This window comes from Actinoallomurus oryzae (assembly GCF_039541955.1).
GTDB lineage: Bacteria > Actinomycetota > Actinomycetes > Streptosporangiales > Streptosporangiaceae > Actinoallomurus > Actinoallomurus oryzae.
Genome location: NZ_BAABHF010000019.1, coordinates 495,443 through 521,469 on the forward strand (window position 1 = coordinate 495,443; position 26,027 = coordinate 521,469).

Below are 26,027 nucleotides of genomic sequence, written 5' to 3' on the forward strand. Positions count from 1 at the left end.
GCGGGTGTATGAGATCTTCGCTTTCTGACGTGCGGTCACGGCTGCCCGAGCTGATGCTGCGCGACCAGCATCGGCTGCGCCGCCGTCTCAACGACATCCGTGGCGAACGCGACGCGGCCGCGCGTGGGAACCTGCTCGACAGGGTCACCGCCGACCTCGAAGCCGCCGAGCTGCGGGTCGCGCTGCGCCGCGACGCGGTGCCCGAGGTGACCTACCCCGAGGCCCTGCCGGTCAGCCGCCGCAAGGACGAGATTCGCGACGCGATCGAGAACAACCAGGTCGTGATCGTCGCCGGGGAGACCGGGTCGGGCAAGACGACGCAGCTCCCGAAGATCTGCCTCGAGCTCGGGCGGGGCGTCAAGGGGCAGATCGGGCACACCCAGCCACGCCGCCTGGCCGCGCGCACGGTCGCCGAGCGGATCGCCGAAGAACTGCACACCACGATCGGCGAGACCGTCGGCTACCAGGTGCGCTTCACCGACCATTCCAGCGACACCACGCTGGTCAAGGTCATGACCGACGGCATCCTGCTGAACGAACTGTCGCGCGACCGCATGCTCCGGCGCTACGACACGTTGATCATCGACGAGGCGCACGAGCGAAGCCTCAACATCGACTTCATCCTCGGGTACATCAAGCGCCTGCTCCCCCGGCGGCCCGACCTCAAGGTGATCATCACGTCGGCCACCATCGACCCGGAGCGCTTCTCCCGGCACTTCGGCGACGCGCCGATCGTCGAGGTGTCGGGGCGCACGTACCCGGTGGAGGTGCGGTACCGGCCGGTCGAGGAGGACGACGACCCGACCCAGGCCATCCTCGACGCGGTGGACGAGCTCGCCCTCGAACCCCCGGGCGACGTGCTGGTCTTCCTGTCCGGCGAGCGGGAGATCCGCGACACCGCCGACGCCCTGGACAAGCACGCCAGGGGAAAGAACGCCTGGGAGGTCCTGCCGCTGTACGCCCGGCTGTCGGCCGCCGAGCAGCACCGGGTGTTCCAGCCGCACGCGGGCCGTCGGATCGTGCTGGCCACCAACGTCGCGGAGACCTCGCTGACGGTCCCGGGCATCAAGTACGTCATCGACCCGGGCACCGCGCGGATCTCCCGCTACAGCCACCGTACGAAGGTGCAGCGGCTGCCGATCGAGCCGGTGTCGCAGGCCTCGGCCAACCAGCGCAAGGGCCGCTGCGGGCGCGTCTCGGAGGGCGTGTGCATCCGGCTCTACTCCGAGGAGGACTTCCTCGCGCGGCCGGAGTTCACCGACGCGGAGATCCTGCGGACCAACCTCGCCTCGGTCATCCTGCAGATGACCAGCCTGGACATCGGCGACATCCTCGACTTCCCGTTCATCGACCCACCCGACCGGCGCAACGTCAAGGACGGCGTCGCGCTGCTGGAGGAGCTCGGCGCGCTGTCGTCGGGAAAGCTGACGCCGCTGGGCCGCAAGCTCGCCCAGCTCCCGGTCGACCCGCGCCTGGCCCGGATGGTGCTGGAGGCCGACCGCAACGGCTGCGTACGCGAGGTCATGGTGATCGCCGCCGCGCTGTCCATCCAGGACCCGCGCGAACGGCCCGCCGACCGGCGGCAGGCGGCCGACGAGAAGCACGCGCGGTTCGCCGACAAGGAGTCGGACTTCCTCGCCTACCTCAACCTGTGGGAGTACCTCCGCGAGCGGCAGAAGGAGCTGTCGGGCAACCAGTTCCGCCGGCTGTGCAAGCAGGAGTTCCTGCACTACCTGCGCGTCCGTGAGTGGCAGGACATCTACGGCCAGCTCCGGCAGGTCGGCCGCGACCTCGGCGTCACCCTCAACACCGCGCCCGCGGACCCGCGGCAGGTGCACGTCTCGCTGCTCGCCGGGCTGCTGTCGCACATCGGCCTGCTGGACGAGCCGAAGAAGGACGCCAGGAAGGACGGCCGGCGCGGCCCGCGCGAGTACGACGGCGCGCGGAACGCCCGGTTCGCGATCTTCCCGGCGTCCGCCCTGGCTAAGAAGCCGCCGCGCTGGGTGATGGCGGCCGAGCTGGTGGAGACCTCGCGGCTGTGGGCGCGCATCGCCGCCCGCATCGAGCCGGAGTGGGTCGAGCCGCTGGCCGGGCACCTGGTCAAGCGCACCTACAGCGAGCCGCACTGGGAGAAGAAACAGGGCGCCGTGATGGCCTACGAAAAGGTCACGCTGTACGGCGTGCCGATCGTGGCCGAGCGCAAGGTGAACTACGCGCGGATCGAGCCGGAGCTGTGCCGCGAGCTGTTCATCCGCCACGCGCTGGTCGAGGGCGACTGGGACTCCCACCACCGCTTCCTCCGCGACAACCGGCGCCTGCTGGAGGAGGCCGAGGAGCTCGAGCACCGGGCCCGGCGCCGCGACATCGTGGTGGACGACGAGACGCTGTTCGAGTTCTACGACGAACGCGTGCCCGCCTCGGTGGTGTCGGCGCGGCACTTCGACTCGTGGTGGAAGAAGGCGCGGCGCGAGACGCCGGACCTGCTGCTGTTCTCCACGTCGATGCTGGTGAACGAGACCGCGGGCGCGGTCACCCGGGAGGACTACCCCGACTCCTGGCAGGCGGACGGGCATCGGCTGCCCCTCTCGTACCAGTTCGAGCCGGGCACGGAGGCCGACGGCGTGACGGTACGGATTCCGCTGCCGGTGCTCAACCAGGTGGACGCCTCGGGCTTCGACTGGCAGATCCCCGGGCTGCGCGAGGACCTGGTCACCGAGCTGATCCGTTCGCTGCCCAAGCGGCTGCGGGTCAACTTCGTCCCGGCGCCGGACGTGGCCCGCAAGGTGCTGGACCGCCTCGACCCGTCGTCGGGCCCGCTGTTGGAGTCGCTGTCGCGCGAGCTGCGCGCGATGACCGGCGTGGACGTCCCGGCCTCGGCGTGGGACCTGTCACGGGTGCCGGACCACCTGAAGATCACCTACCGGGTGGTGGACCGGCGCGACACACTCGCCGAGGGCAAGGACCTGGACGAGCTGAAGCGCCGCCTCGCCCCGAAGGTGTCGGCCACGCTGGCGCGGGCGTCGGACGCGATCGAACGCCAGGGCCTGCGCACCTGGGACTTCGGCACGCTCCCCCGGGTGCACGAGCGCGGCCGGGTCAGGGCGTACCCGGCGCTGACCGACGAGGGCGACAGCGTCGCGATCCGCACGTACGCGACCGAGGCGGAGCAGGCACGGTCGATGTGGCGCGGCACGCGGCGGCTGGTGCTGCTGAACTCCCCCTCGCCGGCGAAGGTGTTGCAGTCGAAACTGTCGAACCAGGCCAAACTGGTACTGAGCACGACTCCGCACGGCAGCGTGGCCGCGCTGCTGGACGACTGCGCGGCCTGCGCCGCCGACAGACTCATCACCAGGGCCGGCGGCCCGGCGTGGGACGAGGCGGGCTTCACCCGCCTGAAAGACCACGTCCGCGCCGAGCTCTTCGACACGACGGCGATCGTGTTCGACCACGCCCAGCGCATCCTGGCCGAGTGGCAGGAGGTCGAGGCGCGGCTGAAGACCACGACGAGCCCGACGCTGGCCCCGTCGGTGACCGACATCCGCGCCCAGCTGGGCCGTCTGATCTTCCCCGGCTTCCTGACGGCGGCGGGCTTCCAACGCCTGCCGGACCTCCTGCGCTATCTGCGCGCGACCGTCCGCCGCCTGGACCGCCTGGCGGAGGACTTCCGCCGCGACGCCGAGAAGATGCGCCAGATCCAGCAGCTGGAGGCACGGTACGTCCGCACCCGCGACGCCCACCCGGCCGAACCGAAGATCCGCGAGGTCCGCTGGATGCTGGAGGAGCTCCGGGTCAGCTTCTTCGCCCAGCAGCTGGGCACCGCCTACCCGATCTCGGAGAAGCGCATCCTGAAGGCCCTGGACCAGGCGACCCCCTAGAACCGCGAGCTCGCGACCGCGAGGGGCACCCTCACGGCAGACCCGGTCGCGTCAACGGGACAGGGCGTAATCTCTCCGGCGGGCCTTCCGGGTGCGGGCCCAGTACTCGAAGGTGAAGCCCGGCCACAGTGTGCGGTTGACGCCCTTGTCGTCCAGGTACCAGCTCCTGCAGCCGCCCTCGTTCCACACCGCCTTGCGCAGGCGGCGCTGGAGGCCCCGGTTGAAGCGGCGCTGCGCCTCCGGGCGTACCTCGATGACGTCGGCCTTCTCCTCCGACAGCAGGCGCAGGCAGCTCAGCACGTGCTGGACCTGGGACTCGATCATGAAGACGACCGAGTTGTGGCCGAGCCCGGTGTTGGGGCCCAGGAGCATGAACAGGTTCGGGAAGCCGGCGATCGTGACGCCGTGGTGGGCCTCGATGCCGTCGGCCCAGGCCTCCTGGATCTTCACGCCGCCGCGGCCGACGATGCGCTGTTCGGCCAGGGCGTCGGTGACCCGGAAGCCGGTGCCGTAGATGATGACGTCCACGTCGTGCGCGGTGCCGTCGGCGGTGACCAGGCCGGTCTCGGTGATCTCGGTGATGTCGTCGGTGACGACGTCGACGTGCGGCCGGGACAGGGCCGGATAGTAGTCCGAGGACAGCAGGATGCGTTTGCAGCCGATCGTGTAGTCCGGGGTGACCTTGGCGCGCAGCTCGGGGTCGGGCACCTGGTGGGCGATGTGCACGCGGGCGACCTTCTCCTGCGGCGCCATGAGCTTGGGACTGATCGTGAAGCCGACCGCGCGGGCCTCCAGCACCCAGTAGATCGTGTCGCGGAAGGCCCGGGTCGCACCGGGAACGTGGCGGAACACCGCGCGGGCCCACGCCGGGAAGACGAAGTCGGGTTTCGGCTGGATCCACGGCGGGGTGCGCTGGAACACGCGCAGGCTCGCCGCGCGTTCGGCGACCTTCGGCACGAACTGGATGGCCGACGCGCCGGTGCCGATCACCGCGACCCGCTTGCCGGTCAGGTCGCAGCCGTGGTCCCACTGCGCGGAGTGGAACGCCGTGCCGGTGAAGCGCTCGGCCCCGGGGATGTCCGGCAGCGACGGGACGTGCAGCGCGCCGATGCCCGACACGACCGCCCTGGGGGTGAGCACGGTGCCGTCACCGAGGGCGACGCGCCAGTGGCGCGCCTCCTCGTCCCACTCCAGGGAGTCGACCGCCGCCCCGTACCGGATGTGCGGCGCCAGCCCGTACTTGTCGACACAGCGCCGCAGGTAGGCCCAGATCTCCTCCTGGGGAGCGAACATCCGCGACCAGCCGGGGTTCAGCTCGTACGAGAAGGAGTACATGTGGGAGGGCACGTCGCAGGCGCAGCCCGGGTAGCGGTTGTCGCGCCACGTGCCGCCGAGGTCGTCGTTCTTCTCCAGCACGACGAAGTCGTCGAATCCGGCCTTCTTCAGCTGGATCGCCATGCCGAGGCCGGCGAAGCCCGAGCCGATGATCGCGAGTTTCACGTGACCTCCCGTCCGTGTACCTACCGGCAGTAGGTTACCAACGGTAGGTTACCGGGGGTAGGTCCTGAGATACAGTTCACATGTGGAGACCAAACGTCGCCGCATGACGCGGGCCGAGCGGGAGCGGCAGATGCTCGACGTCGCCGAGGAGGTCTTCGCCACGCAGGGGTACGGCGCGGTGTCCATGGAGGAGATCGCGGTGCGCGTGGGGCTGTCCAAGCCGATGCTGTACGAGTACTTCGGCTCCAAGGAGGGCCTGCTGCTCGCCACCATCACGCGGGCACGGCGCGAGCTGCGCGAGGCCACCGAGCGGGCGGCGACCGAGGGCGAGACCGCCGAGGACAAGCTCTACCACGGCTACCTCGCCTACTTCCGCTTCAACGAGGCGCACCGCCGCGCGTGGCTGGTGCTGCTCCAGGAGCCGGTGCTGCTCGGCGGCGCGGCCGGAGAGATCGAGGCGACGCGCCGGCAGCAGACGGACCTGATCGTCGCGCAGATGGAGTGGCTCGTCCCGGACCGGCCGAGGCGCGACCTGGAGGCGTACGCGGAGATCATCGTCGGCGCCTGCGAACGCCTGGCCCTGTGGCGCATGCGCAACCCGGACGTCACCCCGGAGGAGGCGGCCCGCCAGATGATGGACGTGACCTGGAAGGGCCTGTCCGCGTACGGCGCCTGAGCCGGGCCATGGCCGAGGCGTCGCCCGGCCGGCGGGCTACCACGGCGGCCGGTAGCGGTAGATGTGGACGCCGTCCTCGGCCAGGCATCCGATGCGGGTGGTGGTCGCGGCGCAGACCGGTCCCAGCGCACCGAGGGCGGGCACCTTACCCAGGGTGATGTGCCGGCCGGTCGCGGGCCTGACCGCGATCACATCGCGCACGTCGCCTGACAGGTCGTCGTCCAGATCGAGCGCGAACTCCGGGCCGGCGAAGACGATGTCCTGGTAGCCGAGCTCGCCGGTATCGCGGCCGGCCGCATCCAGCATGTGGACGAACGGCGCGATCTGCCCCATATCGACGGGATCGAAGAGCAACGTGCCATCCGGTGGAGATGAGCCGGCCCGAGGCCAGGTCGATGCTGCTCACCCAACCGTCGCCGTAGATGAGCAGCAGCCGGCCGGTCGTCCCCGACGGCAGGACCGGATCCGTGCCACCGTCGTAGACCAGACCGGGGTCGGTGGTCAGGTCGTCCGGCAGGATCTCGGGGACCGCGCCACGGGCCGACGCTCGCGTCCAGCGCATCCGGCCCGTGCGCCGGTCGACGAGCCGGGTCGTGCCGGCCCGATCGTCGGCGCACAGCACCGCGTCCGACAGCAGCCCCTTGACGCGAAGGTATGCCGGTCGCATGCGTCGTAGTTCCAGGCCTGCCGACCGGTGGTGCCGTCGAGCATGAACTGCCGGGTGGGGGTCGCGTTGGTCCCGATGTGAACGGCCAGGGTGCCACTGCCGGCGTTGAGCGAGGATATGTCGCTGTCATGGGGCAACTTGATGCCGGTCTGCCAGCTACGACCATCGCTGTACCGGTATCCGTAGACGTGCAGATCGTCGTCATGGTCACCGGTCACGGAGGCGCCGTACCACCAGGCGCCGTTGGTGGTGGCCTCCCCGCCGGACTCCGACACCGGCCCCGCTTTGTAGGCGACCTGGGGAAACGTCGCACCCGCGGTGGCGTACCTCGCCCGCACCGCCCGTACCGACACGACCGCCACGGCCGTGACGAAGGCGAGCGCCAGCACCGCCACGAGCCCTGGCCGGCGGCGCACCCACCCGAATCGTGCCACGATGCGTCGGCCGGCTTCGGGAGGAGTTCCCGGCTCCCCGGCGGTCCGCGTGGCCCCGGCCGCCGCATCATCCATGGGGCGCTCCTGCCTGTCTCCCGCCGAAACGCCGAATATAGGCCGGACTGGTATAAAAATGATTTACGTACGGTCGGTAGGGGACCGATAGCGGAAAGACGCCCCGCCCGGCGGCCGGGTCGGCCGAGAAGAGTCCCCCACGAAGTCCGATTACTCCTTATTGCCCAATTATGGCGTTATGTCCGGATAGTGGCCGGGGAACAATCCAGCCATGATGATCGACGCGTTTGGCCTGGCCGACGTCACGTGACGATGCGCCGTCGGCGGCCGGTCAACCGGCCGCCCGGTCGTCCGCGACGCCCGCTGCATCTCCCGGACCAGGACGGCCCGGGACGTCCGCCGATGGACGGGGCGACGCGACGGCTCTTCCAGAAGCGCACCGGTCCGGAGGCGGCCGAGCACGGCGCCGAGATGAACCTGCCGCCCTGGCACACACACCTCGCCGCCCTGGCCTCCGCCGGACTCGGCGGGATGACCCGCCGTCTGCCCACGCTGATCGTCGCCGCCGCACGGCTCGCGTGGCGGGCCAGCCCGGCCGACGCGATCATCACCGTCACCCTGCACCTGCTGGCCGGCGTCTTCACCGCGTACGGCCTGCTCGCGACGACCGGGGTGCTCCGGGCGCTGTTCGCCGGCGGCGCGACCCCGGACCGCGTACGCGCGGCGCTGCCTTCGCTCATCCTGGTGGCGGGCGCGACCGCGCTGCGGGCCGCGCTGCAGGCGGGCGCGGGCTGGGCCCAGGCGCGTCTGAAACCCCGGGTCGACCATCTCGTGGAGAAACGGTTGTTCGACCTGACCACGCGGGTCGACCTGCCGTCCTTCGACGACACCGAGTTCCACGACGCGATGCACCGGGCCCGCGACCGCGGGCTGATGGAGGCGGCGCCCGTGGTCGAGGCCACGATCGACGTCCTCAACGGGATCGTCGGCCTGGTCGCCGCCGCCGGAGCGCTCGGCGTGCTGCATCCGGTGCTGCTTCCCCTGCTGCTGATCACGGCGGTGCCCGACGGCTGGGCGGCGGCGCGGGCGGCTCGCATGCGCTACCTGGCGATCTTCGTCCTCTCGGCGGTACGCCGGCGCAAGTGGATCCTGGCCGACCTGATGGCCGACCGCGACTCGGCGGCGGAGATCCGCGCGTTCACCATGCGCCCGTTCCTCGCCCGCGAACACGACCGGCTCGCCATCCGCGAACGCGACATCCACGTCGAGCTGGCCCGGCGCCAGACCCTCGTACGGATCCTGGGCGACATGGCCGGCGGCGTCGCGACCGGGGCGGTGTACGTCGCGCTCGGCGTGCTGCTCGCCGTCGGCGCCGTGCCCCTCGCCGTGGCCGGCACCGCGGTGCTCGCGATCCGTACCGGGCAGAACTCCCTCGCCGCGCTGCTGTTCGCGGTGAACCGATGTTACGAGTCCGGCCTGTACTTCTCGGACTACCTGGACTTCTGCGCCGACGCCGAGCGCCGGATCCCGCCGGCCCGCGACCGGCCGGTACCGGAGGGCTTCGAAGTGATCACCGCCGAGCACGTCGGCTTCACCTACCCGGGCGCGGACCGCCCCGCGCTGCGCGACGTGTCGGTCCAAATCCGCGCGGGCGAGGTCGTGGCACTGGTCGGGGAGAACGGCTCCGGCAAGACCACGCTGGCCAAGATCCTCGCCGGGCTGTACAGCCCGGACGAGGGTGAGGTCCGCTGGGACGGCACTCCCCTGCGCGACGTCGACCTCGACCGGCTCCGGCAGAACGTCGCGATGATCCCGCAGCACTACACGCACTGGCCGATGACCGCGCGGCACAACATCGCCATGGGCCGGGAACCGCACGAGGACCCCATCGCCGACGCCGCCGCGGCCTCCGGCGCCGACGAGGTCATCGCCGCGCTGCCGTACGGCTACGACACGCTGCTGGACCGCCGGTTCAAGGACGGCCACGAGCTGTCCGGCGGCCAGTGGCAGCGCATCGCGGTCGCCCGTGGCTTCTACCGCGACGCGCCGCTGCTCATCTGCGACGAGCCCACCGCGGCCCTCGACGCCCGCGCCGAGCACGCGTTGTTCGAACGCATCCGCGCCCATGCCGACGGCCGTACGGTACTGCTCATCACGCACCGGCTCGCCAGCGTCCGCCACGCCGACCAGGTGTACGTCCTGGACCGCGGCCGCCTGGTCGAACAGGGCCCACCGGCCGAACTCCTCGCGGCAGGCGGCGTCTTCGGCGAGCTGTACGGCCTCCAGGCCCGCGCCTACCGCCTCGACCCGCGTGGTTAGTTCCCGCCCGGCACCTCGGGGACGCAGACGTCGCGCAGCTCGCCGATGCACTCGAAACGTCTGGCTGAACGCCGACCGGTACGTCTACGCCGCCAGGTTCGCCTTCGCGGACACCGGCCAGACCCTCATCCAGTGCTACAACCAACGACTCGCCCCGCCGGGACAGGCCGAGGAGCTGATCGCCGCCGGACACGTGCACGGCCGGGGCTGGATCCAGACCGCCGGACTGCCTGCCCCGCACTTCTACCTGCACATCCGCGGGGACATCGAGGCCGCCAGGATCCCCCCGGGTACCCAGGCCGCCCCGCGGCGCGGGCCCATCGGCGGCCTCTGGTACGAGGGGGTGTGACCCTTGCCCGGCCGCCCGATGCGCTCCTAACCTCCGGTGACCGGTGGGACGGCCGGGCCTGGAGCCAAGGCGTACTGGGCCTCGCCGTGGCCGAAGGACCAGTCGATCGATTCGTTCTCGGTCACGATGATGAACACGTTTCGCGGCTCGGTGCCGGCGTACTCCTCGGCCAGCTCGGCGATCCGGCGGTACAGCGCGCGCTTCTGGTCGGGGGTGCGGCCGGAGCGCATGGTGATCGCGACGTACACGATGCCGTCGTCGCGGTGCACCCCCAGGTAGTCGTCGTACCTCAGCGTGCCGCTCGTGCCGTCGTGGCTCGTCAGGACCTGGAACCGGTCGTCGGGCGGGAAGCCGATCGTCTCGACCAGGGCGTCGTGTACGGCGCGGCCGAGCGCGTCGAGCCGCTCGCCGTCGGCTCCCAATGCGTCTATGCGGACGAACGGCATGTCACGCACCGCCCGCGGGTCGGCGGACGTGGGCGGTGAGCAGGCCGACGGCGCCGTCGACGGCCTGCTCGTACGCCTCCGGCGAACCGGCGGCGCGGGCCAGGACGTAACCGCCCTGGAGCACCGCGACCAGCGCGGAGGCCGTGGCCGCCGGGTCGAGCCGGGTGTCCAGTTCGCCGCCCTCGCGACCCTCCGCCAGCAGCCCGGCCAGCCGGCCGGTGAGCCAGGCGAAGGTCTCCGCGACCGGCCCGCGCAGGGCCGGGTCGCTCATCACCTCCGGGTCCTGGGTGAGGCGGCCGACCGGGCACCCCTTCAGCACGTCGCGTTCGCGCCGCAGGTAGGCGGTGATCCGGTCGACCACGCCGCCGGGCCCGGAGAACTGGGCCTCCGCCCGCGCCCGGAGCTCTTCGGCGCTGCGGCTGATCGCGGCGAGCGCCAGGTCGGGCTTGCCGTGGAAGTGGTGGTACATGCTGCCCTGGCCGGCGCCGGACCGCTGCTGGATCGCCTTAGGGCTCGTGCCTACGTACCCGCGCTCCCACAGCAGCTCACGCGCGCTCTCGATCAGTCGTTCCCTGGTGTCCACCCACGGCATCGTACATACCAGTAGGTACAGTCGCCAGGTGACGGTCGATCGCGGCCGGCAGGGTGGCGTCGCACGTCGCGGCGTCGTCGGCGGCCCAGCAGACGTATCCGTCGGGACGGACGAGCAGCGCGGCGGCGCCGAGATCGGTGGCGGACTCGGCGCGGACGGCGTCGACGCCGGAGGGAGGCCGGAGGCCGGAGGGGACGATCCCGGCCAGGTCGAGCAGCACGGCGTGCCCGTCCCCGAACAGCGCGGACACCCGGGTGGGGCCGGCGTCGGTGAGGAGGTCGGCGTCCCTCATGCGGCATCCGGTGAGGGGGTGTTCACCCGGCAGGTCGTAACGCAGCGACAGGCCGGACATCAGGCCCGCGAGGTGGCGGTTGGCCTCCGGCAGCCGCAGCAGGTCGGCGAAGATGTCGCGCAGCGCGGCCACGTCCTCGTTCGGCCGCAGGTCGGCCAGCACCCGCTGCGCCGACGTGTGGTGCAGGACTCGGGCTCCCACCGGGTGCCGCTCGGCGTGGTAGGTGTCCAGGAGGCCGTCCGGGGCCCGGCCCTGGATGGTCGCGGCCAGCTTCCAGCCGAGGTTGAACGCGTCCTGCACACCGGTGTTCAGGCCCTGCCCGCCGAGCGGCGTGTGGATGTGCGCGGCGTCCCCCGCGAACAGCACGTCGCCGACCCGGTACCGCTCCACCTGCCGGGTCGCGTCGGTGAACCGGGAGGCGTTGTCCACCCCGCTCAGCACGGTCTCCTCCCCGTACACGGCACGCAGCGCGGCGGCGATCTCCTCGTGGGTGACCGGGGTGTCCCGGGTGGTCTCCGCCTCGTCCTCCCGGCCGAACGTGAGCCGGTACCGGTCACCGCCGACCGGCACGAGCATGGCCCAGTAGCCGTTCACCTGCCGCGTCAGGTCGCTGATGTGCCCCAACCGCGTCGGCACCAGCGACGACGTCGCGGACAGCCGGACGTCGGCCAGCACGGCGAGACCGTTCCCGAGCCGGCCCGGGAACGGCAGCCCGAGGAATTTGCGGACCGTACTCCGGCCGCCGTCGCAGGCCACGAGGTAACGCGCCCGTACGCGCAGACCGTCCGCCGACACGGTCACTCCCTCGCCGCTCCCGCTGACCTCGGTGACCGCCGCGCCGCGCCGGATCCGCGCGCCACGGGCGGTCGCCCGTTCCTCCAGCACCTCCTCGACCTCCCACTGGGGAATCGAGATCGGATAGGGATGCCTGGTCTGCCAGGGCGTGCAGTCCAGTGGCACCGGCAGCATCGCGAAGTGGCTCCCGACCCGCTCGCGCGGCAACGCGCGGCGGAGCATCGGCTCCAGGAGACCGCGCAGCTCCAGCAGTTCGGCGGTGCGGGGCTGGATCGTGCCGCCCTTCACCTGTTCGACACGCCGCGGCAGCTTCTCCAGCACCAGGGTCTCGACCCCGGCCAGTGCCAGCTCGTACGCCAGCGTCAGGCCGGTCGGACCGGCTCCCGCGATGACGACCTCGGTCTCGACGTCCATCGACGTAACCCCTCCTTGAGTAGACTTGGTGCAAATATATACCAGGTGCAATTATCGTCCGAGTGCGCACCGCTGCTACCGTGAAGCCGTGACCGAGCAGCCCGGCCTGCGAGAGCGCAAGAAGTTGCGGACCCACGCGGCGATCTCCGAAGCGGCGATCGCCCTGTTCCTCGAACACGGCTTCGACCAAATCTCGGTGGCCCAGGTCGCCGAGGCCGCCGAGGTGTCCAAACGCACGCTGTTCGCGTACTTTCCGGCCAAGGAAGACCTCGTGGTGCACCGCTTCGCCGACCACGAGACGGAGAGCGCCCGAGTCGTACGGGCCCGCCCGGCGGGCGTGACGCCGCTGACCGCCCTGCGTGAGCACTTCCTCGAGGGCCTTCGCGTGCGGGACCCGATCACCGGCATCAACGATCGTCCGGACATCCGCGCTCTCTTCCGGATGGTCCTCGACACGCCGTCCCTGGCCGCACGGCTGCAGCGCTTCAGGAGTACGGGGGAGCGCACGCTCGCCGAGGCGTTGCGCGAGACGGCGGACACCCCGGACCTCACCGCCCGCCTGGCGGCCGCCCAGATCGTCGCGGTCCAGTGGACGCTGACCCTGGACAACGCCGCGCGCCTGGCGTCCGGGGAGACCGCCGACGCGCGGTACGCGGGCGCGGTCGGCGACGCGGAACACGCGTTCGCGCTCCTGGAGAACGGACTGCGCGAGTTGCCCCGGCGGGCCGGCTGAGAGAACGTCCTACGCCGGGCCGTACGAGACGGGTCGTACGGCCGGATCAGTGAGAGCCGGCCGGGCGTCCGTCAGGGTTCGGCGTGGCGGCGGATCCACTCGTACATGGCGACGCCGCTGGCCACGCCCGCGTTGATCGAGCGCGTGGAGCCGTACTGCGGGATGTGCAGCACGATGTCGGCGGCGGCCCGCGCGTCCTCCGACAGGCCCGGCCCCTCCTGGCCGAACAGCATCAGGCAGGCGCGCGGGAGCTCGGCGGACTGGATGGGGCGCGACCCGGGCAGGTTGTCGATGCCGATGATCGGCAGGTCGCGGTCGCGGCACCACTTGACCAGGTCACCGGTCTCCGGGTGGTGACGGACGTGCTGGTAGCGGTCGGTGACCATGGCGCCGCGGCGGTTCCAGCGGCGGCGGCCCACGATGTGCACCTCGGCGGCGAGGAACGCGTTGGCGTTGCGGACGACGGCGCCGATGTTGAAGTCGTGCTGCCAGTTCTCGATGGCGACGTGAAACGGGTGCCGGCGCGTGTCGAGGTCGGCGACGATCGCGGCGTTGCTCCAGTAGCGGTACTGATCGACGACGTTGCGCCGATCCCCCTCGGCCAGCAAGGCGGGGTCGAGGCGGGGGTCATCCGGCCACGGGCGTGGGTGCGGTCCCACGCCCGGCAACTCCTCGGCGGTCATGCGCCGAAGGATATGCGCCCTCGGCCTGCGGCGCCCTCGGCTTGCGGCGCCCTCGGCCTGCACGGTCACGGTATTGACGGGCCTGGCGCCAGGCGGCGCCGCTCAGCCGCGTATCCCGAACACTTCCACCGTCATCGGCGTATCGATCAGTGTGTGCGGTGCGATCGCATGGTAGGCCCACACGTGCACCCAGGCGTTGGCGGTTCGCACCGTGAGGAACGTCTTGAACATTCCCGGCCCGGTGTAGAACAGCAGGAGGTAGAGCACCGACAACAGCGTGTCGACCGGCGAGGCGAAGTTCGTCCAGCCGTCGAAGAAGTGCAGCAGCGCGTAGGTCAACCCGCCGAGAATCACCGTCGCCGGCACCGACCCCGTCAGTTTCAGGTAACGGGGCGTCAAGATGCAAAAAATGAAGACCATGGTCGGCAGGACCGTGCCGGCGAAGGAGAGGGCGAACGTAAGGGGCGCTCCGAGCAGGAGCTGACGCGGCTTCAGGTCCAGGATCGCGCCGTTCAACAGCAGTTGGACGGTGGATTCCACGGCCAGGATCACCAGGATCACCAGCAGGTCGCCGCGGCGATCTCTCGAACGCAGGTTCAACTGCTCGGCGGAATAGCGCCGGCGGAACACCAGGAAGGGCACCACGGCGTACACCAGGAGGTTGTAGGCCGCCCAGGCCACCATCTCCTCCGGCACGACCCGCTGCCCGGTGCGGATCACCATTCCATCGAGGTGGAACCCGAACGCGTGCCAGCCGAAGGCGCGCCCCAGCATGAAGCCGCCGAGCATCGCGACGACCCCGTAGGCCAGGACGAGCAGGGTCTCCCGCCGTGCCTGGGGCCGAGCAGGGGCGCGTGCCGCCAGGTCCACTCCCGCGCGTCGGCGCGTGAGCAGGTAGGCGAGGGCCATGAGCCCGAATATCTCCAGGTACATGGCGTCGGCGTCGAGTACGGCGGCCGGCGTGGGCGGCTCGGCCAGCGAGGACGCGTGGAACGGCAGATGCCGCCCCCCGATGGACATCAGCAGCCCGTTGACGAGGACGAACCCGAGGGCCGCCAACCCCACGCTGCGGTGGCGGAACGGTCGCGGGACTCGCCGGCGGTCACGGGCGGCCGGGGGACTCACCGTGCGAAGAGGGGCCTGTCTGCTCATACAGGGCACCATACATCCGTATTACATACACTTGTATAGTCTCCGTATTGCCTCATGTATGGTGGCTCGTATGACCGACCGCCGACAGCGGCTCCTGGACTCCCTCGTCGAGATCACCGCCGAACGGGGGCTGGATCACGTCAGCATCCGGGAGGTGGCCGCGGCCGCGGACGTCTCGATCGGGACGGTCCAGTACTACTGCCGCACCAAGGACGAGATGGTGCTGATGGCCTGGGAGTCGCTCGCGGAGAAGATCATCGTCCGCGCGATGGGCGGCATGGACCGGGGCGGCACCGTCGCTACCGTCAAAGAGTGCATCCGTCGCGTGGTACTCGAACTCCTGCCCCTGGACGAGCCTCGCAGCGTCGAGTCGCGCGTGTACCTCGCCTTCGCGGCCAGAGCCGTGATCTCGGCGCCTCTCGCCGAAGTTCAGCACTCGCTGCTGGCCAAGCTGCGCGGATACCTCGCCCGGGCCTTCGCCCACGCCAAGGACGAAGGGGAGGCCGCGGCGGGCCTGGAGCCCGATGCGGCGGCGGCGGCCACGGCCGCGCTCGTCGACGGACTCCTGCTGCACATGCTGACGGATCCGGGCGGCCTGCCCCCGGACTCGGCCGTGGCGGCCATGGACGCCCATCTGGACCGGCTCCTGCCCGGAAACCCTTGAAGACGCTCAGGCCCTGCGCGGCTGTGGCCGGGCTGTTCTCCACGGAAGGCCATCACCGCTTCGGCGCTCGCTGGAAGAGCGCGAACAGCCACAGCAGTGACGGCACCAGCAGGACCATGCCCACGACGACCGAGGCCAGGGTCGCGTGCAGGACGGCCGGGTCGGCGGCGGCGCGGGTGACGGTGACGTCCGGCGGGAGCAGCAGCGGGTACTGCGCGGCCGCCCACGCCCACAGCACGGCCGCGACGGCGAGGGCGGCGGTGCCGCGGGCCGTGGTGTAGTGGCGCAGCACGAGCAGGACCAGTGACACGATCCCCGCGAAGGCCGACAGGGCGACCACGGGGAGCGCGCGCCCGGTGAGGCCGGCGAACAGCCGCGGGGCGTCGTCGCGCAGGATGACGATGCCGCCGAGGACGATCGCGCCGGTGACCACGGCGGTGACCAGCGCGCGGAGGCGGAACGCCTCCGCCAGTGCCCTGTCGCCGCCGCGGCGTGCGTCGCCGGTGAGGTAGACGGCCGCCAGGTACGCCGTGCTGCCGACGGCGACCAGGCCCGCGAGCACCGACGTGGGGTTCCACCAGCTCGTCAGCAGGTCCCCTCGGGCCAGGCCCGGCGGTACGCGCCCGGAGGCGACGCCGCCCGCGACCGTACCCAGGAAGAACGGCGTGAGGATCGACGACAGCGCGAACGCGCCGCCGAACAGCCGTAGCTGCCACAGCTCCGTGCTGGCCTTGCGGAACGCGAACGCCGCGCCGCGGGCGATGATGCCGAGCGCGATGAGGGTCAGCGGGATGTACAGCGTGGAGGCCACGGAGGCGAACACGCGGGGAAAGCACGTCCAGAACATGACGAGGACGAAGATGAGCCAGACGTGGTTCGCCTCCCAGACCGGCCCGATCGAGTGTTCGATGAGCCGTCGCTGGGCGAACCCACGCCGGGAGCCGCCCGCCAGCATGTCCCAGAAGCCCCCGCCGAAGTCGGCCCCGCCCAGCAGCGCGTACAGGGTCACCCCGGCCCAGGTGAGGACCAGCAGCCACTGCGCCGCGGTCACGAGCCCTCCTTCTTTGCCCGACCAACCCACCCCGACCGACCTCCCGGCGTCGGGGAGGGTGACCACAGGGGCGCGTCCTCGATTCCCTCGCTCCGCTCGGTCATGGCTCGTACTCCTCGGTCCAGCCCTCCTGCGGCGCGGCCACCGGGCGGCTCCGCAGCCGGACCAGGACGTACACGGCGGCGACGGTGAGCACGGTGTAGACGACCAGCACCGCGACGAGGCCGACCCACAGGCCGGGCGCCGGGTTGACCGCGTCGGCGGTGCGCTGGTGGTGCCACACGATCCACGGCTGCCGGCCGACCTCCGTGGTGACCCAGCCCGCCTCCAGCGCGACCACGGAGGCGATCCCGGCGACCGCGCAGAACCGCAGGAACCACCGGGACCGCGGCAGGTCACGCCGCCGCCACCAGGACCAGGCCTGCCAGGCGGACAGGACCAGCAGCCCGAACCCGATCGCCACCATCACCTGGAAGCCCAGGTGCACCGGGTTGACCGGGGGACGGTCGGCGGGCGGCACCGTGTCCAGGCCCTTCACCACCGTGCCCGGCCGGTAGCCGACGAGAAGCGACAGGCCGTCGGGGATCCGCAGGGCGTACCGGATCCGGCCGCCCAGGTACAGGCCGCCGAGCGAGATGGGCCGGTGCGAGCCGGTGTGGTTGAGGCCTTCGATCGCGGCGAGCTTGGCGGGCTGCTGGGTGGCCAGGAGCCGCGCCAGAGTGTCGCCGATGACGATCTGGGGCAGGGTGACGACCGCCGCGGCGACGAACGGGAGCAGGAGGCCGATCCGGTGGTACCGGTCGCGGCGGCCTCGCAGCATTCCGGCGGCGTACACGCTCGCGATGCCGAACCCGGTGACCATGAAGGCGGCCAGGACCATGTGCACGACCTGCCAGGGCATCGCCGGGTTGAACAGCGCCCGCCACGGCCGTACGTGCGTGACGGAGCCGTTCACCAGGTCGAAGCCGCGCGGCTGGTTCATCCAGGCGTTCGCGGCGACGACGAAGACGGCGGAGGCCACCCCGGCGACGCACACCGGCAGGCCGGTCAGCACGTGCCGGCGCGGCGACAGCCGGCCCCAGGCGTACAGGTAGATGCCCAGGAAGATCGCCTCGATGAAGAACGCGAACCCCTCCAACGCGAACGGCAGGCCGATGACCTGCCCGTACGTCGCCATCAGGCCGGGCCAGAGCAGGCCCATCTCGAACGAGAGGATCGTGCCGGAGACCGCGCCGACGGCGAACAGGACGCCCATCGCCCTGGCCCACTGGTGCGCCAGCCGCACGTAGTCCTCATCATCCGTCCGCACGCCGCGCCACTCGGCGAAGACGGTGAGCACGGGCATCCCGACGCCGAAGCAGGCGAGGATGATGTGCCAGCCCAGGGACAGGGCCATCTGCTCCCGCGCGGCCAGCAGGTCGGCCGGTGACGCGGCCGCGAACACGTGCACGTCTCCCCCGATCGGCCGTCCCGCCCCTGTGAGCGTGGTACCCCGCTCCGGCGATAATCAGCGGATGGCGATCAGGCGGATCACAGTGGCGGAACGGCGGGCGCGCATCGGGGTACGGCACCGACTGGCGGCGCCGGCCGGCAGCGCCGTCGAGGCGGCCCGTGCGCTGGTGGTGCTGCACGGCACCGACCCGGCGGCGGTCTACCTCGCGGCGGCGGCCCGCATGCACTCTCCCGAGATCGCGGGCATCGAGCGGGAGCTGTACGAGGAGCGCCGGCTGGTGCGGATGCTCTGCATGCGGCGGACCGTCTTCGCCGTCCCCGCCGAGCTGGTGCCGGTCGTGCAGGCGGCCTGTGCCGATGACGTCGCGCGCCTCGAACGCCGCCGTACGCTGAAGCTGTTCCAGGAGGCGGGGCTCGGCGACGACGCGTGGCTGCGGGAGGTCGAGGACGAGACGCTCGCCGCGCTGCGCGCCCGCGGCGCGGCGTACGCGACCGAGCTGTCCGCCGACGTGCCGCGTCTGAAGGAGCGGATCGTGCTGGGGCGCGGCAGCCGCAACGAGGCCAGTCCGGCGATCGCGAGCCGGGTGCTGCTCGGCCTGGCCGTCCAGGGCCGGATCGTACGGGGCCGTCCGCGCGGTTCGTGGATCAGCAACCAGTTCCAGTGGTCGCCGATCGAGTCGTGGCTGCCGGACGGGATCCCGGCGGTGCCCGCCGAGACCGCGCGAGCGGAGCTGGTCCGCCGCTGGCTCGCCGCGTACGGGCCGGGCACGGCCGCCGACCTCAAGTGGTGGACCGGCCTGACCATGACCCAGGTCGAGCAGGCGCTGGCGCTGGTGGAGACCGAGGAGGTCGACCTGGACGGCACGCCCGGCCTGGTCCTCGCCGGCGACGCGGAGCCGGTGGCGCCTCCGGAGCCGTGGGTGGCGCTGCTGCCGGGCCTGGACCCGACCGTGATGGGCTGGACCGGCCGCGACTGGTACCTGGGCGAGCACGGCCCGGCCCTGTTCGACCGGACGGGCAACGCGGGCCCGACGGTGTGGTGCGACGGCCGGATCGTGGGCGGCTGGTCCCAGCGCGCCGACGGCTCGGTGGTCTACCGGCTGCTGGAGGACGTCGGCGCGGAGGCCGAGACCGCGGTGAAGGCGGAGGCCGCGCGCCTGAGCGAGTGGATCGGCCCGGTCCGGGTGATCCCGCGCTTCCGCACCCCGCTGGAGCGCGAGCTGTCCGCCTGAGCGGATAGGGAGTCCTGGTCCGGCCAGGAGATGGGCGAGGCGATGGAACAGGCCTGATCGCCTCATCCGCGAGTACGGTGGCCCGGCTCGAAGTACGTTCTGCGGGTGGGTGGATTCGCGGAGGCCGAGGACCTGTCGGGAGTGGTGTCGGACGCGCTGGGGAAGAGGCGCCGGATCGCCGGGGTGGACCGCCTGCGCGGAGGAACGAAGAAGGGCGTGTACCGGATCAGGCTCGACGGGACCGGCCCGGCGAGCCTGATCGTCTACCGCTGGGCGGACGAGGAGAACTTCTGGCCCGGCGCCGCCGGTGAGGTGACGGACCCGTTCGCTCCTGTCTCCGGGCTCGTGCCGTTCCTGGCCGCGCGGCGCAGGCTGGACGAGGTCGGGGCGCGCGTCCCGCGCGTGCTGTGGACGGACGACACCAGGCAACGGCACGCGGCGGACGTCGCCGTGGTCGAGGACATCACCGGTGGCACCCTGGAGGCCCTCTTCGACACCGACCCCGCCCGCGCGGACGCCGCCCTGAACGACCTGGCCCGGACTCTGAACCTGATGCACCGGCACCACGCTCCCCGCTACGGCAGGGTGGACCTGCTGGAGCGGGGCGGCGTCGCCCTCGGCGACTCCTGCGAACAACTGGTCCTCGACCGGGCCCTGCGCGACCTCGATGAGGCCGCGGGGCGCGACACCAGGATCGCGGCGGCGCGGGGCCGGCTCGACGTGCGCCTGCGGGCGCTGCGGGCGCTGGTGGTCCCGCGCACCGAGTACGGGCTGATCCACGGCGAGCTCGGCCCCGACCACGTCCTGGTGAGCGCCGAAGGGCATCCGGTCCTCATCGACGTCGAGGGCCTGATGTACTTCGACGTCGAATGGGAACACGTCTTCCTCCGCCTCCGGTTCGGCGAGCGTTACGCGGCCCTCTCCCGGCCCGGTCTCGACCCGCCGCGCCTCGGCCTCTACGCGCTGGCGATGCATCTCTCCCTGGTGGCCGGGCCCCTCCGCCTCCTCGACGGCGACTTCCCCGACCGGGAGTTCATGCACGCGATCGTCGAGCACAACCTGCGCGAGGCGCTCGCCCTGCTCCCCTGAGCGCCCGCGGGCTCACGGTCGGAGGACGATCTTGCCGCGGGTGTGGCCACGCTCCAGTTCGCGGAAGGCGTCCCGGACCTCCTCCAGCGGGTACGTGGCGGCGATCGGGATCTCCAGGCGGCCGGCGCCGATCAGGGCGGCCAGCTCGGCGATCACCTGGGCGTTCCCCGCGGCGCTGTTCCCGTCGGTCTTGACGCCGTACTTCTCGGTGGCCCGGTGGTCGGTGATGGTGTCGATCCGCTCCGGCACCACGCCGAGATCCAGTGCCATCTCGACGTAGTCGGCGCCGAAGGTGTCGATGAATGCGTCGATCTTCCCGCCGTCGGCGGCGGCCCTGATGCGGTCGGCGACACCCTCGCCGTAGCTGACCGGGATCGCTCCGTGCGCGGCGAGCCACTCGTGGTTGCCCTCGCTCGCCAGGCCGATGACGGTCGCCCCGGTGTGGCGCGCGAGCTGGACCGCGATCGAACCCACTCCCCCGGCGGCGCCGGAGATCACGACCGTGTCGCCCGGTCCCGCCGCGACGGCCCGGACCGCCGCGTACGCCGTGGTTCCCGCCACGTACAGCGTTCCGGCCTGTTCCCACGGGACGTCCGCCGGCCGCGGGATGAGGTCGGCGGCCTCCACGACGACGAACTCGGCGTGACTCGCGCGGTTGTCCGTGAAGCCGATCACCTCGTCACCGATCGCGAACCCCTCGACTCCCGCACCGGTCTCCGCCACGATCCCGGCCAGGTCGCTTCCCTCACCGGAGGGGAACGTCGCGGGCCAGCGGTCGTGGAGCGCGCCGGTACGGATGTGCACCTCCCCCGGGTTGATCGCCGCCACGACGACCCGTACGAGGACCTGTCCGGGTCCGGGGACCGGCCGGTCGACCTCGACGACCCGCAGCACCTCGATGCCGCCGTACTGCTGGAACCTCACTGCCTTGGGCATTCCGAACTCCTCGATGCTCCATGCCGGTCCGTCCGGCATGTCCGTCGACGATGCTGCCGGGGTTCCGGGGCGGATACGAGCGGACGGTCTTCCCTAGGATCGGCGGTCCTTGGCTGCCCGTGCCGGTGCGGCGCACGGGCTCGGCGATGATGGGGGGATGGACATGGACCGCGCTGAGCTCGCCGACTTCCTGCGCCGCCGCAGGGGGCGGCTGCGGCCCGAGGAGGTGGGTCTGCCGGCCGGCTCCCGGCGCCGTACCCCCGGACTGCGGCGGGAGGAGGTCTCCCAGCTCGCCGGGATGTCCGCCGACTACTACATGCGCCTCGAACAGGCCAGGAGCCCCCAGCCCTCGGCCCAGATCCTCGCCTCGCTGGCCCGTGCGCTGCGGCTCACCGACGACGAGCGCGACCACCTCTACCTGCTGGCCGGGCACCGCCCGCCCGCGGGCCGCATGGCGGGCGACCATGTGCGGCCCGGTCTGCTGTACCTGCTCGACGAGCTCAAGGAGACCCCGGCCCACATCACCAACGACCTCGGCGACCTGCTCGCGCACAACACCATGGCCGAAGCGCTCCTCGGCTGCATCTGCTCGGTCCGCGAGCAGGACCGCAACTTCGTCTGGCGCTGGTTCACCGACCCCGCGATCCGCCGGATCTACTCACCCGACGAACGCCGGGAGCACAGCCGCGCCTACGCCGCGGACCTGCGCGCCTCCATCACCCGGCGCGGCGGCGACGCCGCCTCCACCCGGCTGGTCGCCGATCTCCAGGCCGCCAGTCCCGAGTTCGCCGCCCTGTGGGAGCTGCACGAGGTCGCCGTACGGCGCAACAGCCGTATCCGCGTCGACCACCCCACCGTCGGGCCGGTCGAGCTCGAATGCGAGACGCTCCTCAGCCCGGCCGAGGACCAGATGCTCGTGATCTTCACGCCGCCGCCGGGCACGCCCGCCCTCGACAAGCTGAGCCTGCTGCGCGGCCTGAACCACGACGAGTTCGCCGCCGCCGACCCGGCACGCCGCTGACGCGCGGACGGAGCCCGAGCCCACGCGTCAGCGCAGGCGCTGGACCCTGCTCAGGTAGGTCTGGACGACGACCACCGCCGCGAGGAAGGCACCGCTGACCACCTGCTGGTACGACGAGGACAGGTCGCCGATCTGGTTGATGAGGTTCTGGATCACGCCCAGCAGCAGGACGCCGGCGACCGTACCGCTCACCGAGCCCGCGCCGCCGGTCAGCAGCGTGCCGCCGATGACGACCGCGGCGATCACGTCGAGTTCCATGCCGGTGCCCAGGATCGTCACGCCCGAGGACAGGCGGGCCGCGTTCAGGGTGCCCGCCAGGCCCGCGAGCAGGCCCGACATGACGTACACCGCGACCTTCGTCCGGGTCACCGGGACGCCCATCAGCTCGGCCGCGTCCTCGCTGCCGCCGATCGCGTACACGCACTGGCCGAACCTCGTCCGCTGGAGCAGCACCGCGCCGGCGACGAACAGGGCCAGCGTCAGGTAGACCGGGTACCCGATGCCGAAGACGCTGCCCTGGCCGACCCGGGCGATCAGCGCGCCGTGCGGGATCAGGTACGTCGTCGAGCCCTCGCCCGAGATCGACAGCAGCAGGCCGCGCGCGCCCAGCAGGCCGGCCAGCGTGACGATGAACGGAGCGAGGCGCACCCGGGCGATCAGCAGGCCCTGGACCAGGCCGAACGCCCCGCACACCACGAGCGGCAGCAGCAGCGCGGCCAGCGATCCCCACCGCACCGCGTACGCGGCCAGCACCCCGCCCAGCGCGAACACCGAGCCGACCGACAGGTCGATGCCGCCGGTGATGATCACGAAGGTCATGCCGAGGGCGACCATCGCCAGGAACGAGGAAGTGATCGCGATGTTGCCGAGGTTCGCGCCGGTCGGGAAGCGGTCGAACGCGAACGAGCCGATCGCCACCAGCAGGACCAGCACGGCGGCGGCGCCGTGCCGCTGGATCAGGCCGAAGGCGCGCTCGCGGCCGGTGGGCCCGGCGGCGGGTTCGGTGACGGCCGCGGTCGCGGTCATGGATTCGGTCATCGCCGGCCCGCCCCTCGCGCGGCGTACACGGCCGCAAGAATGATCACTGCCTGCACCATCTGCGCGACCGAGTCCGCGAGGTCGTGCTTGATGAGCGTCGCGCGGACGAGCTGGATCAGCAGCGCCCCGGCGACCGTGCCCAGCACGCGGACGCGGCCGCCGGTCAGCGGCGTGCCGCCGACCACGACCGCGGTGATCGCCGACAGCTCCATCAGCAGGCCCAGCGACGACGGGTCGCTCGCCTGCAACCGGGCCGTGGCGAGCGTGCCGGCCACGGCCGCGAGCAGGCCCGACATCACGTACACGAGCAGCAGGACGCGCCGTACGGGCAGGCCCGACAGCTCGCTCGCCGTACGGTTGCCGCCGATGGCCACCAGCCGCCGGCCGAACGTCGTGCGGCGCACCACCGCCATGACCACGACGGTGAGGACGACGGCGACCACCACCGGCAGGGGAACGCCGAGCATGCTGGAGGAGCCCAGGTCCAGCAGCGTCTGATCGTGGATGTCCTTGAGCTGCCCGCCCGCGACGACGAGCGCGATGCCCCGGCCGCCGACGAACAGCGCGAGCGTCGCGACGATGGGCTGCACGCCGACGAACGCGACGAGCGAGCCGTTGACCAGCCCGACCGCGACGCCGCCGAGCAGCCCGGCCACGACGGCGGGCACGACGCCGTACCCGAGATAGAGCGGGATCAGGGCGGCGGTGAGCGCCATCACCGAGCCGACCGACAGGTCGACGCCCTCGGTGCCGATCACCAGCGCCATGCCGAGCGAGACGATGACGACCGGCGCCACCTGGACGAGCTGGGTGCGCAGGTTCTCCAGCGACAGGAACCGCGGGGTGATCGCGATGTTGACGAGGACGAGCGCGGCGATCGCGGCGTACACGCCGTAGTCCTGCAGCCACGCGAGCAGGCGGCCACGGTCGAGCCGCGAGACGGGTACGGCGGCGGTGTCGGTCATCGTCCCAGGCCTCCCCCGGCGATATCGGTCATCGTCGCGAGCCTCTCCCGGCGGTGTCGGTCATCGTCACGGGCCTCCCCGCGGTGTCGGTCATCGGCTCACGCCTCCCCCGGCGTCGGCGATCGTCGTCATCACGCGTTCCTCGGTGAGGTCGCCGCCGCTGAGCTCGCCGACGACCGCGCCGTCCTTCAGCACCACGACGCGGTCCGAGCCCTCGACCAGTTCCTCCAGGTCGGCGGAGATCAGCAGCACGCCCAGCCCGTCGCGGGCGAGTTCGTCGATCAGCGCCTGGACCTCGGCCTTGGCCCCGACGTCGATGCCACGCGTCGGTTCGTCCAGGAGCAGGATCTTCGGCTCGGTGGCGAGCCAGCGCGCGAGCAGGACCTTCTGCTGGTTGCCGCCGGACAGCTCGGCGACGCGCTGGTGCGGTCCGGCGGCCTTGATGCGCAGCCGCCGCATGAAGGTCTCCACGATGCGGTCGATGCGCGCCTCGGAGACCAGGCCGGCGCGGGACAGCCGGGGCAGCGCCGCGAGCGCGATGTTCTCGCGCACCGACAGGGTGCCGATGACGCCCTCGGACTTGCGATCCTCGGGCAGCAGGGCCACGCCCGCGCGGATCGCCGCGGCGGCCGAGCCCCGGCGCAGCGGCGTGCCGGCCACGGTCACCCGCCCGTCGTCGAGCGGCAGCGCGCCGGCGATCGCCTTGGCGGTCTCGGTGCGGCCCGCACCGAGCAGGCCGCCGAGGCCGACGACCTCGCCGGGCCGGATCGCGACCGACACGCCGTCCAGGACGTGCCGGCGGGTGAGGCCGGACGCCTCGACGACGGGGGTCTCGCGCGCCGCGTCGTGGCCACCGGAGAACCGGGTGACACCGCCCGCGCGGACGTCGGACACCGGACGCCCGAGCATCAGCGAGACGAGCCGCAGCCGTTCGAGGTCGGCGAGCGGGCCCTGGTGGACGACCCGGCCGTCACGCAGCACGGTGACACCGTCGCAGATCCGGTACAGCTCGTCCAGACGGTGGCTGACGTAGATCACCGAGACGGCCCGCTCGCGGAGCCGGCGGACGACGCCGAACAGCGTCTCCACCTCACGGGGTTCCAGGGACGACGTCGGCTCGTCCATGACGACCACGCGGGCGTCGACGGAGACGGCGCGGGCGAGCGCGACCATCTGCTGCACGCCGACGCCCAGCGACCGCAGCGGGCGGCGGACGTCGACGTCGATGCCGTACGAGGCCAGGATCCGCTCGGCCTCCCGGTGCATGCGCCCGACGTCGAGGGTGCCGAACCGGCGGCGCGGCTCCCGGCCGAGGAGCAGGTTCCGCGCCACGCTCAGCGCCGGGACCAGCCCGATCTCCTGGTGGACCGCCTGGATGCCCGCGCGCTGGGCCTCCAGGGGACCGGCGAAGTCGGCGGGCCGCCCCGCGAGGCGCATCGTGCCCTCGTCGGGGCGGTACACGCCCGTGATCACTTTGATCAGTGTGGACTTGCCCGCGCCGTTCTCGCCGACCAGCGCGTGCACCTCTCCGGGGGCCAGCTCCAGCGAGACCCGGTCGAGGGCGAGGACTCCGGTGAAGCGTTTGACGACGCCGCTCACCTCGAGCAGCGGACCCTCCTCATCCGGCACGGACACCC

At 71.9% G+C, this 26,027-nt stretch carries 23 protein-coding genes; 9 read left to right on the forward strand and 14 right to left on the reverse strand.

Annotated elements, in window-relative coordinates:
- Positions 1 to 8 precede the first annotated feature (8 nt).
- Complete coding sequence (gene hrpA / locus ABEA10_RS16475; RefSeq protein ID WP_345464375.1) at positions 9 to 3,875, forward strand: ATP-dependent RNA helicase HrpA; 3,867 nt, start codon at positions 9 to 11, stop codon at positions 3,873 to 3,875.
- Positions 3,876 to 3,926: 51 nt separating this feature from the next.
- Here the strand turns inward: hrpA and ABEA10_RS16480 are convergent, their stop codons facing one another.
- Entirely contained in the window at positions 3,927 to 5,375 is a 1,449-nt protein-coding gene (locus ABEA10_RS16480; protein ID WP_345464379.1) for a flavin-containing monooxygenase, read from the reverse strand.
- Between the two features lie 82 nt (positions 5,376 to 5,457).
- On the opposite strand from ABEA10_RS16480, the gene ABEA10_RS16485 reads away from it, so the two are divergent.
- The gene (locus tag ABEA10_RS16485; RefSeq protein ID WP_345464382.1) at positions 5,458 to 6,051 is read left to right on the forward strand and encodes a TetR/AcrR family transcriptional regulator; all 594 of its coding nucleotides are present in this window, start codon (positions 5,458 to 5,460) and stop codon (positions 6,049 to 6,051) included.
- A 36-nt stretch (positions 6,052 to 6,087) separates the two neighbouring features.
- On the opposite strand, the gene ABEA10_RS16490 is transcribed toward ABEA10_RS16485, so the two are convergent.
- Complete coding sequence (locus tag ABEA10_RS16490) at positions 6,088 to 6,405, reverse strand: hypothetical protein (RefSeq protein WP_345464385.1); 318 nt, start codon at positions 6,403 to 6,405, stop codon at positions 6,088 to 6,090.
- Positions 6,406 to 6,552: 147 nt separating this feature from the next.
- Positions 6,553 to 7,227, reverse strand: a complete 675-nt coding sequence (locus ABEA10_RS16495; RefSeq protein WP_345464390.1) for a hypothetical protein — start codon at positions 7,225 to 7,227, stop codon at positions 6,553 to 6,555.
- 342 nt (positions 7,228 to 7,569) lie between these two features.
- Here ABEA10_RS16495 and ABEA10_RS16500 point away from each other — a divergent pair, with 342 nt between their 5' ends.
- Positions 7,570 to 9,486 (forward strand): ABC transporter ATP-binding protein, encoded by a 1,917-nt coding sequence (locus tag ABEA10_RS16500; protein WP_345464393.1) that lies wholly within the window; start codon positions 7,570 to 7,572, stop codon positions 9,484 to 9,486.
- Entirely contained in the window at positions 9,479 to 9,835 is a 357-nt protein-coding gene (locus ABEA10_RS16505) for a hypothetical protein (RefSeq protein ID WP_345464396.1), read from the forward strand. Before ABEA10_RS16500 ends, ABEA10_RS16505 begins: the two co-directional genes overlap by 8 nt.
- A gap of 26 nt (positions 9,836 to 9,861) precedes the next feature.
- Here the strand turns inward: ABEA10_RS16505 and ABEA10_RS16510 are convergent, their stop codons facing one another.
- The 3 genes from ABEA10_RS16510 to ABEA10_RS16520 are packed head-to-tail and all read right to left on the reverse strand — an operon-like array spanning position 9,862 to position 12,374.
- Complete coding sequence (locus ABEA10_RS16510; protein ID WP_345464399.1) at positions 9,862 to 10,281, reverse strand: tautomerase family protein; 420 nt, start codon at positions 10,279 to 10,281, stop codon at positions 9,862 to 9,864.
- Between the two features lies 1 nt (position 10,282).
- Complete coding sequence (locus ABEA10_RS16515) at positions 10,283 to 10,864, reverse strand: TetR/AcrR family transcriptional regulator (protein ID WP_486303797.1); 582 nt, start codon at positions 10,862 to 10,864, stop codon at positions 10,283 to 10,285.
- Positions 10,827 to 12,374 carry an FAD-dependent monooxygenase gene (locus ABEA10_RS16520; protein ID WP_345464406.1) on the reverse strand — a complete coding sequence of 516 codons (1,548 nt, stop codon included), beginning with the start codon at positions 12,372 to 12,374 and terminating at the stop codon, positions 10,827 to 10,829. The genes ABEA10_RS16515 and ABEA10_RS16520 overlap by 38 nt, the downstream gene beginning before the upstream one ends.
- Positions 12,375 to 12,462: 88 nt before the next feature.
- Between ABEA10_RS16520 and ABEA10_RS16525 the strand changes: the two genes are divergently transcribed.
- Positions 12,463 to 13,107, forward strand: a complete 645-nt coding sequence (locus tag ABEA10_RS16525; protein WP_345464409.1) for a TetR family transcriptional regulator — start codon at positions 12,463 to 12,465, stop codon at positions 13,105 to 13,107.
- A gap of 71 nt (positions 13,108 to 13,178) precedes the next feature.
- Here ABEA10_RS16525 and ABEA10_RS16530 read toward each other — a convergent pair whose 3' ends face one another.
- Together ABEA10_RS16530 and ABEA10_RS16535 are read right to left on the reverse strand one after the other, a co-directional pair.
- Positions 13,179 to 13,790: a TrmH family RNA methyltransferase gene (locus tag ABEA10_RS16530; RefSeq protein WP_329238660.1), complete on the reverse strand. Its 612-nt coding sequence runs from the start codon at positions 13,788 to 13,790 to the stop codon at positions 13,179 to 13,181.
- A 102-nt stretch (positions 13,791 to 13,892) separates the two neighbouring features.
- A complete protein-coding gene (locus ABEA10_RS16535; protein ID WP_345464413.1) occupies positions 13,893 to 14,942 on the reverse strand; it encodes a hypothetical protein in 1,050 nt (349 codons plus the stop codon).
- Between the two features lie 70 nt (positions 14,943 to 15,012).
- Between ABEA10_RS16535 and ABEA10_RS16540 the strand changes: the two genes are divergently transcribed.
- Positions 15,013 to 15,606, forward strand: a complete 594-nt coding sequence (locus ABEA10_RS16540; protein WP_345464416.1) for a TetR/AcrR family transcriptional regulator — start codon at positions 15,013 to 15,015, stop codon at positions 15,604 to 15,606.
- Positions 15,607 to 15,658: 52 nt separating this feature from the next.
- Here ABEA10_RS16540 and ABEA10_RS16545 read toward each other — a convergent pair whose 3' ends face one another.
- A complete protein-coding gene (locus ABEA10_RS16545) occupies positions 15,659 to 16,657 on the reverse strand; it encodes a cytochrome d ubiquinol oxidase subunit II (RefSeq protein WP_345464419.1) in 999 nt (332 codons plus the stop codon).
- A gap of 100 nt (positions 16,658 to 16,757) precedes the next feature.
- Complete coding sequence (locus ABEA10_RS16550) at positions 16,758 to 18,107, reverse strand: cytochrome ubiquinol oxidase subunit I (protein WP_345464422.1); 1,350 nt, start codon at positions 18,105 to 18,107, stop codon at positions 16,758 to 16,760.
- A gap of 64 nt (positions 18,108 to 18,171) precedes the next feature.
- On the opposite strand from ABEA10_RS16550, the gene ABEA10_RS16555 reads away from it, so the two are divergent.
- Both ABEA10_RS16555 and ABEA10_RS16560 read left to right on the forward strand, forming a co-directional pair.
- Entirely contained in the window at positions 18,172 to 19,341 is a 1,170-nt protein-coding gene (locus ABEA10_RS16555) for a winged helix DNA-binding domain-containing protein (protein ID WP_345464425.1), read from the forward strand.
- Between the two features lie 105 nt (positions 19,342 to 19,446).
- Complete coding sequence (locus ABEA10_RS16560) at positions 19,447 to 20,430, forward strand: phosphotransferase family protein (protein ID WP_345464427.1); 984 nt, start codon at positions 19,447 to 19,449, stop codon at positions 20,428 to 20,430.
- 12 nt (positions 20,431 to 20,442) lie between these two features.
- On the opposite strand, the gene ABEA10_RS16565 is transcribed toward ABEA10_RS16560, so the two are convergent.
- Positions 20,443 to 21,366: an NADP-dependent oxidoreductase gene (locus tag ABEA10_RS16565; RefSeq protein WP_345464430.1), complete on the reverse strand. Its 924-nt coding sequence runs from the start codon at positions 21,364 to 21,366 to the stop codon at positions 20,443 to 20,445.
- 157 nt (positions 21,367 to 21,523) lie between these two features.
- Here ABEA10_RS16565 and ABEA10_RS16570 point away from each other — a divergent pair, with 157 nt between their 5' ends.
- Positions 21,524 to 22,387, forward strand: coding sequence for a helix-turn-helix transcriptional regulator (locus tag ABEA10_RS16570; protein WP_345464433.1), 864 nt, complete (start codon positions 21,524 to 21,526; stop codon positions 22,385 to 22,387).
- A gap of 27 nt (positions 22,388 to 22,414) precedes the next feature.
- Here the strand turns inward: ABEA10_RS16570 and ABEA10_RS16575 are convergent, their stop codons facing one another.
- The 3 genes from ABEA10_RS16575 to ABEA10_RS16585 form a co-directional block, all read right to left on the reverse strand.
- On the reverse strand, positions 22,415 to 23,425 hold the full coding sequence (locus ABEA10_RS16575; protein ID WP_345464436.1) for an ABC transporter permease: 1,011 nt from the start codon (positions 23,423 to 23,425) through the stop codon (positions 22,415 to 22,417).
- The gene (locus ABEA10_RS16580) at positions 23,422 to 24,390 is read right to left on the reverse strand and encodes an ABC transporter permease (RefSeq protein ID WP_345464439.1); all 969 of its coding nucleotides are present in this window, start codon (positions 24,388 to 24,390) and stop codon (positions 23,422 to 23,424) included. Before ABEA10_RS16580 ends, ABEA10_RS16575 begins: the two co-directional genes overlap by 4 nt.
- A gap of 90 nt (positions 24,391 to 24,480) precedes the next feature.
- On the reverse strand, positions 24,481 to 26,019 hold the full coding sequence (locus ABEA10_RS16585; protein ID WP_345464442.1) for a sugar ABC transporter ATP-binding protein: 1,539 nt from the start codon (positions 26,017 to 26,019) through the stop codon (positions 24,481 to 24,483).
- Between the last annotated feature and the right edge of the window lie 8 nt (positions 26,020 to 26,027).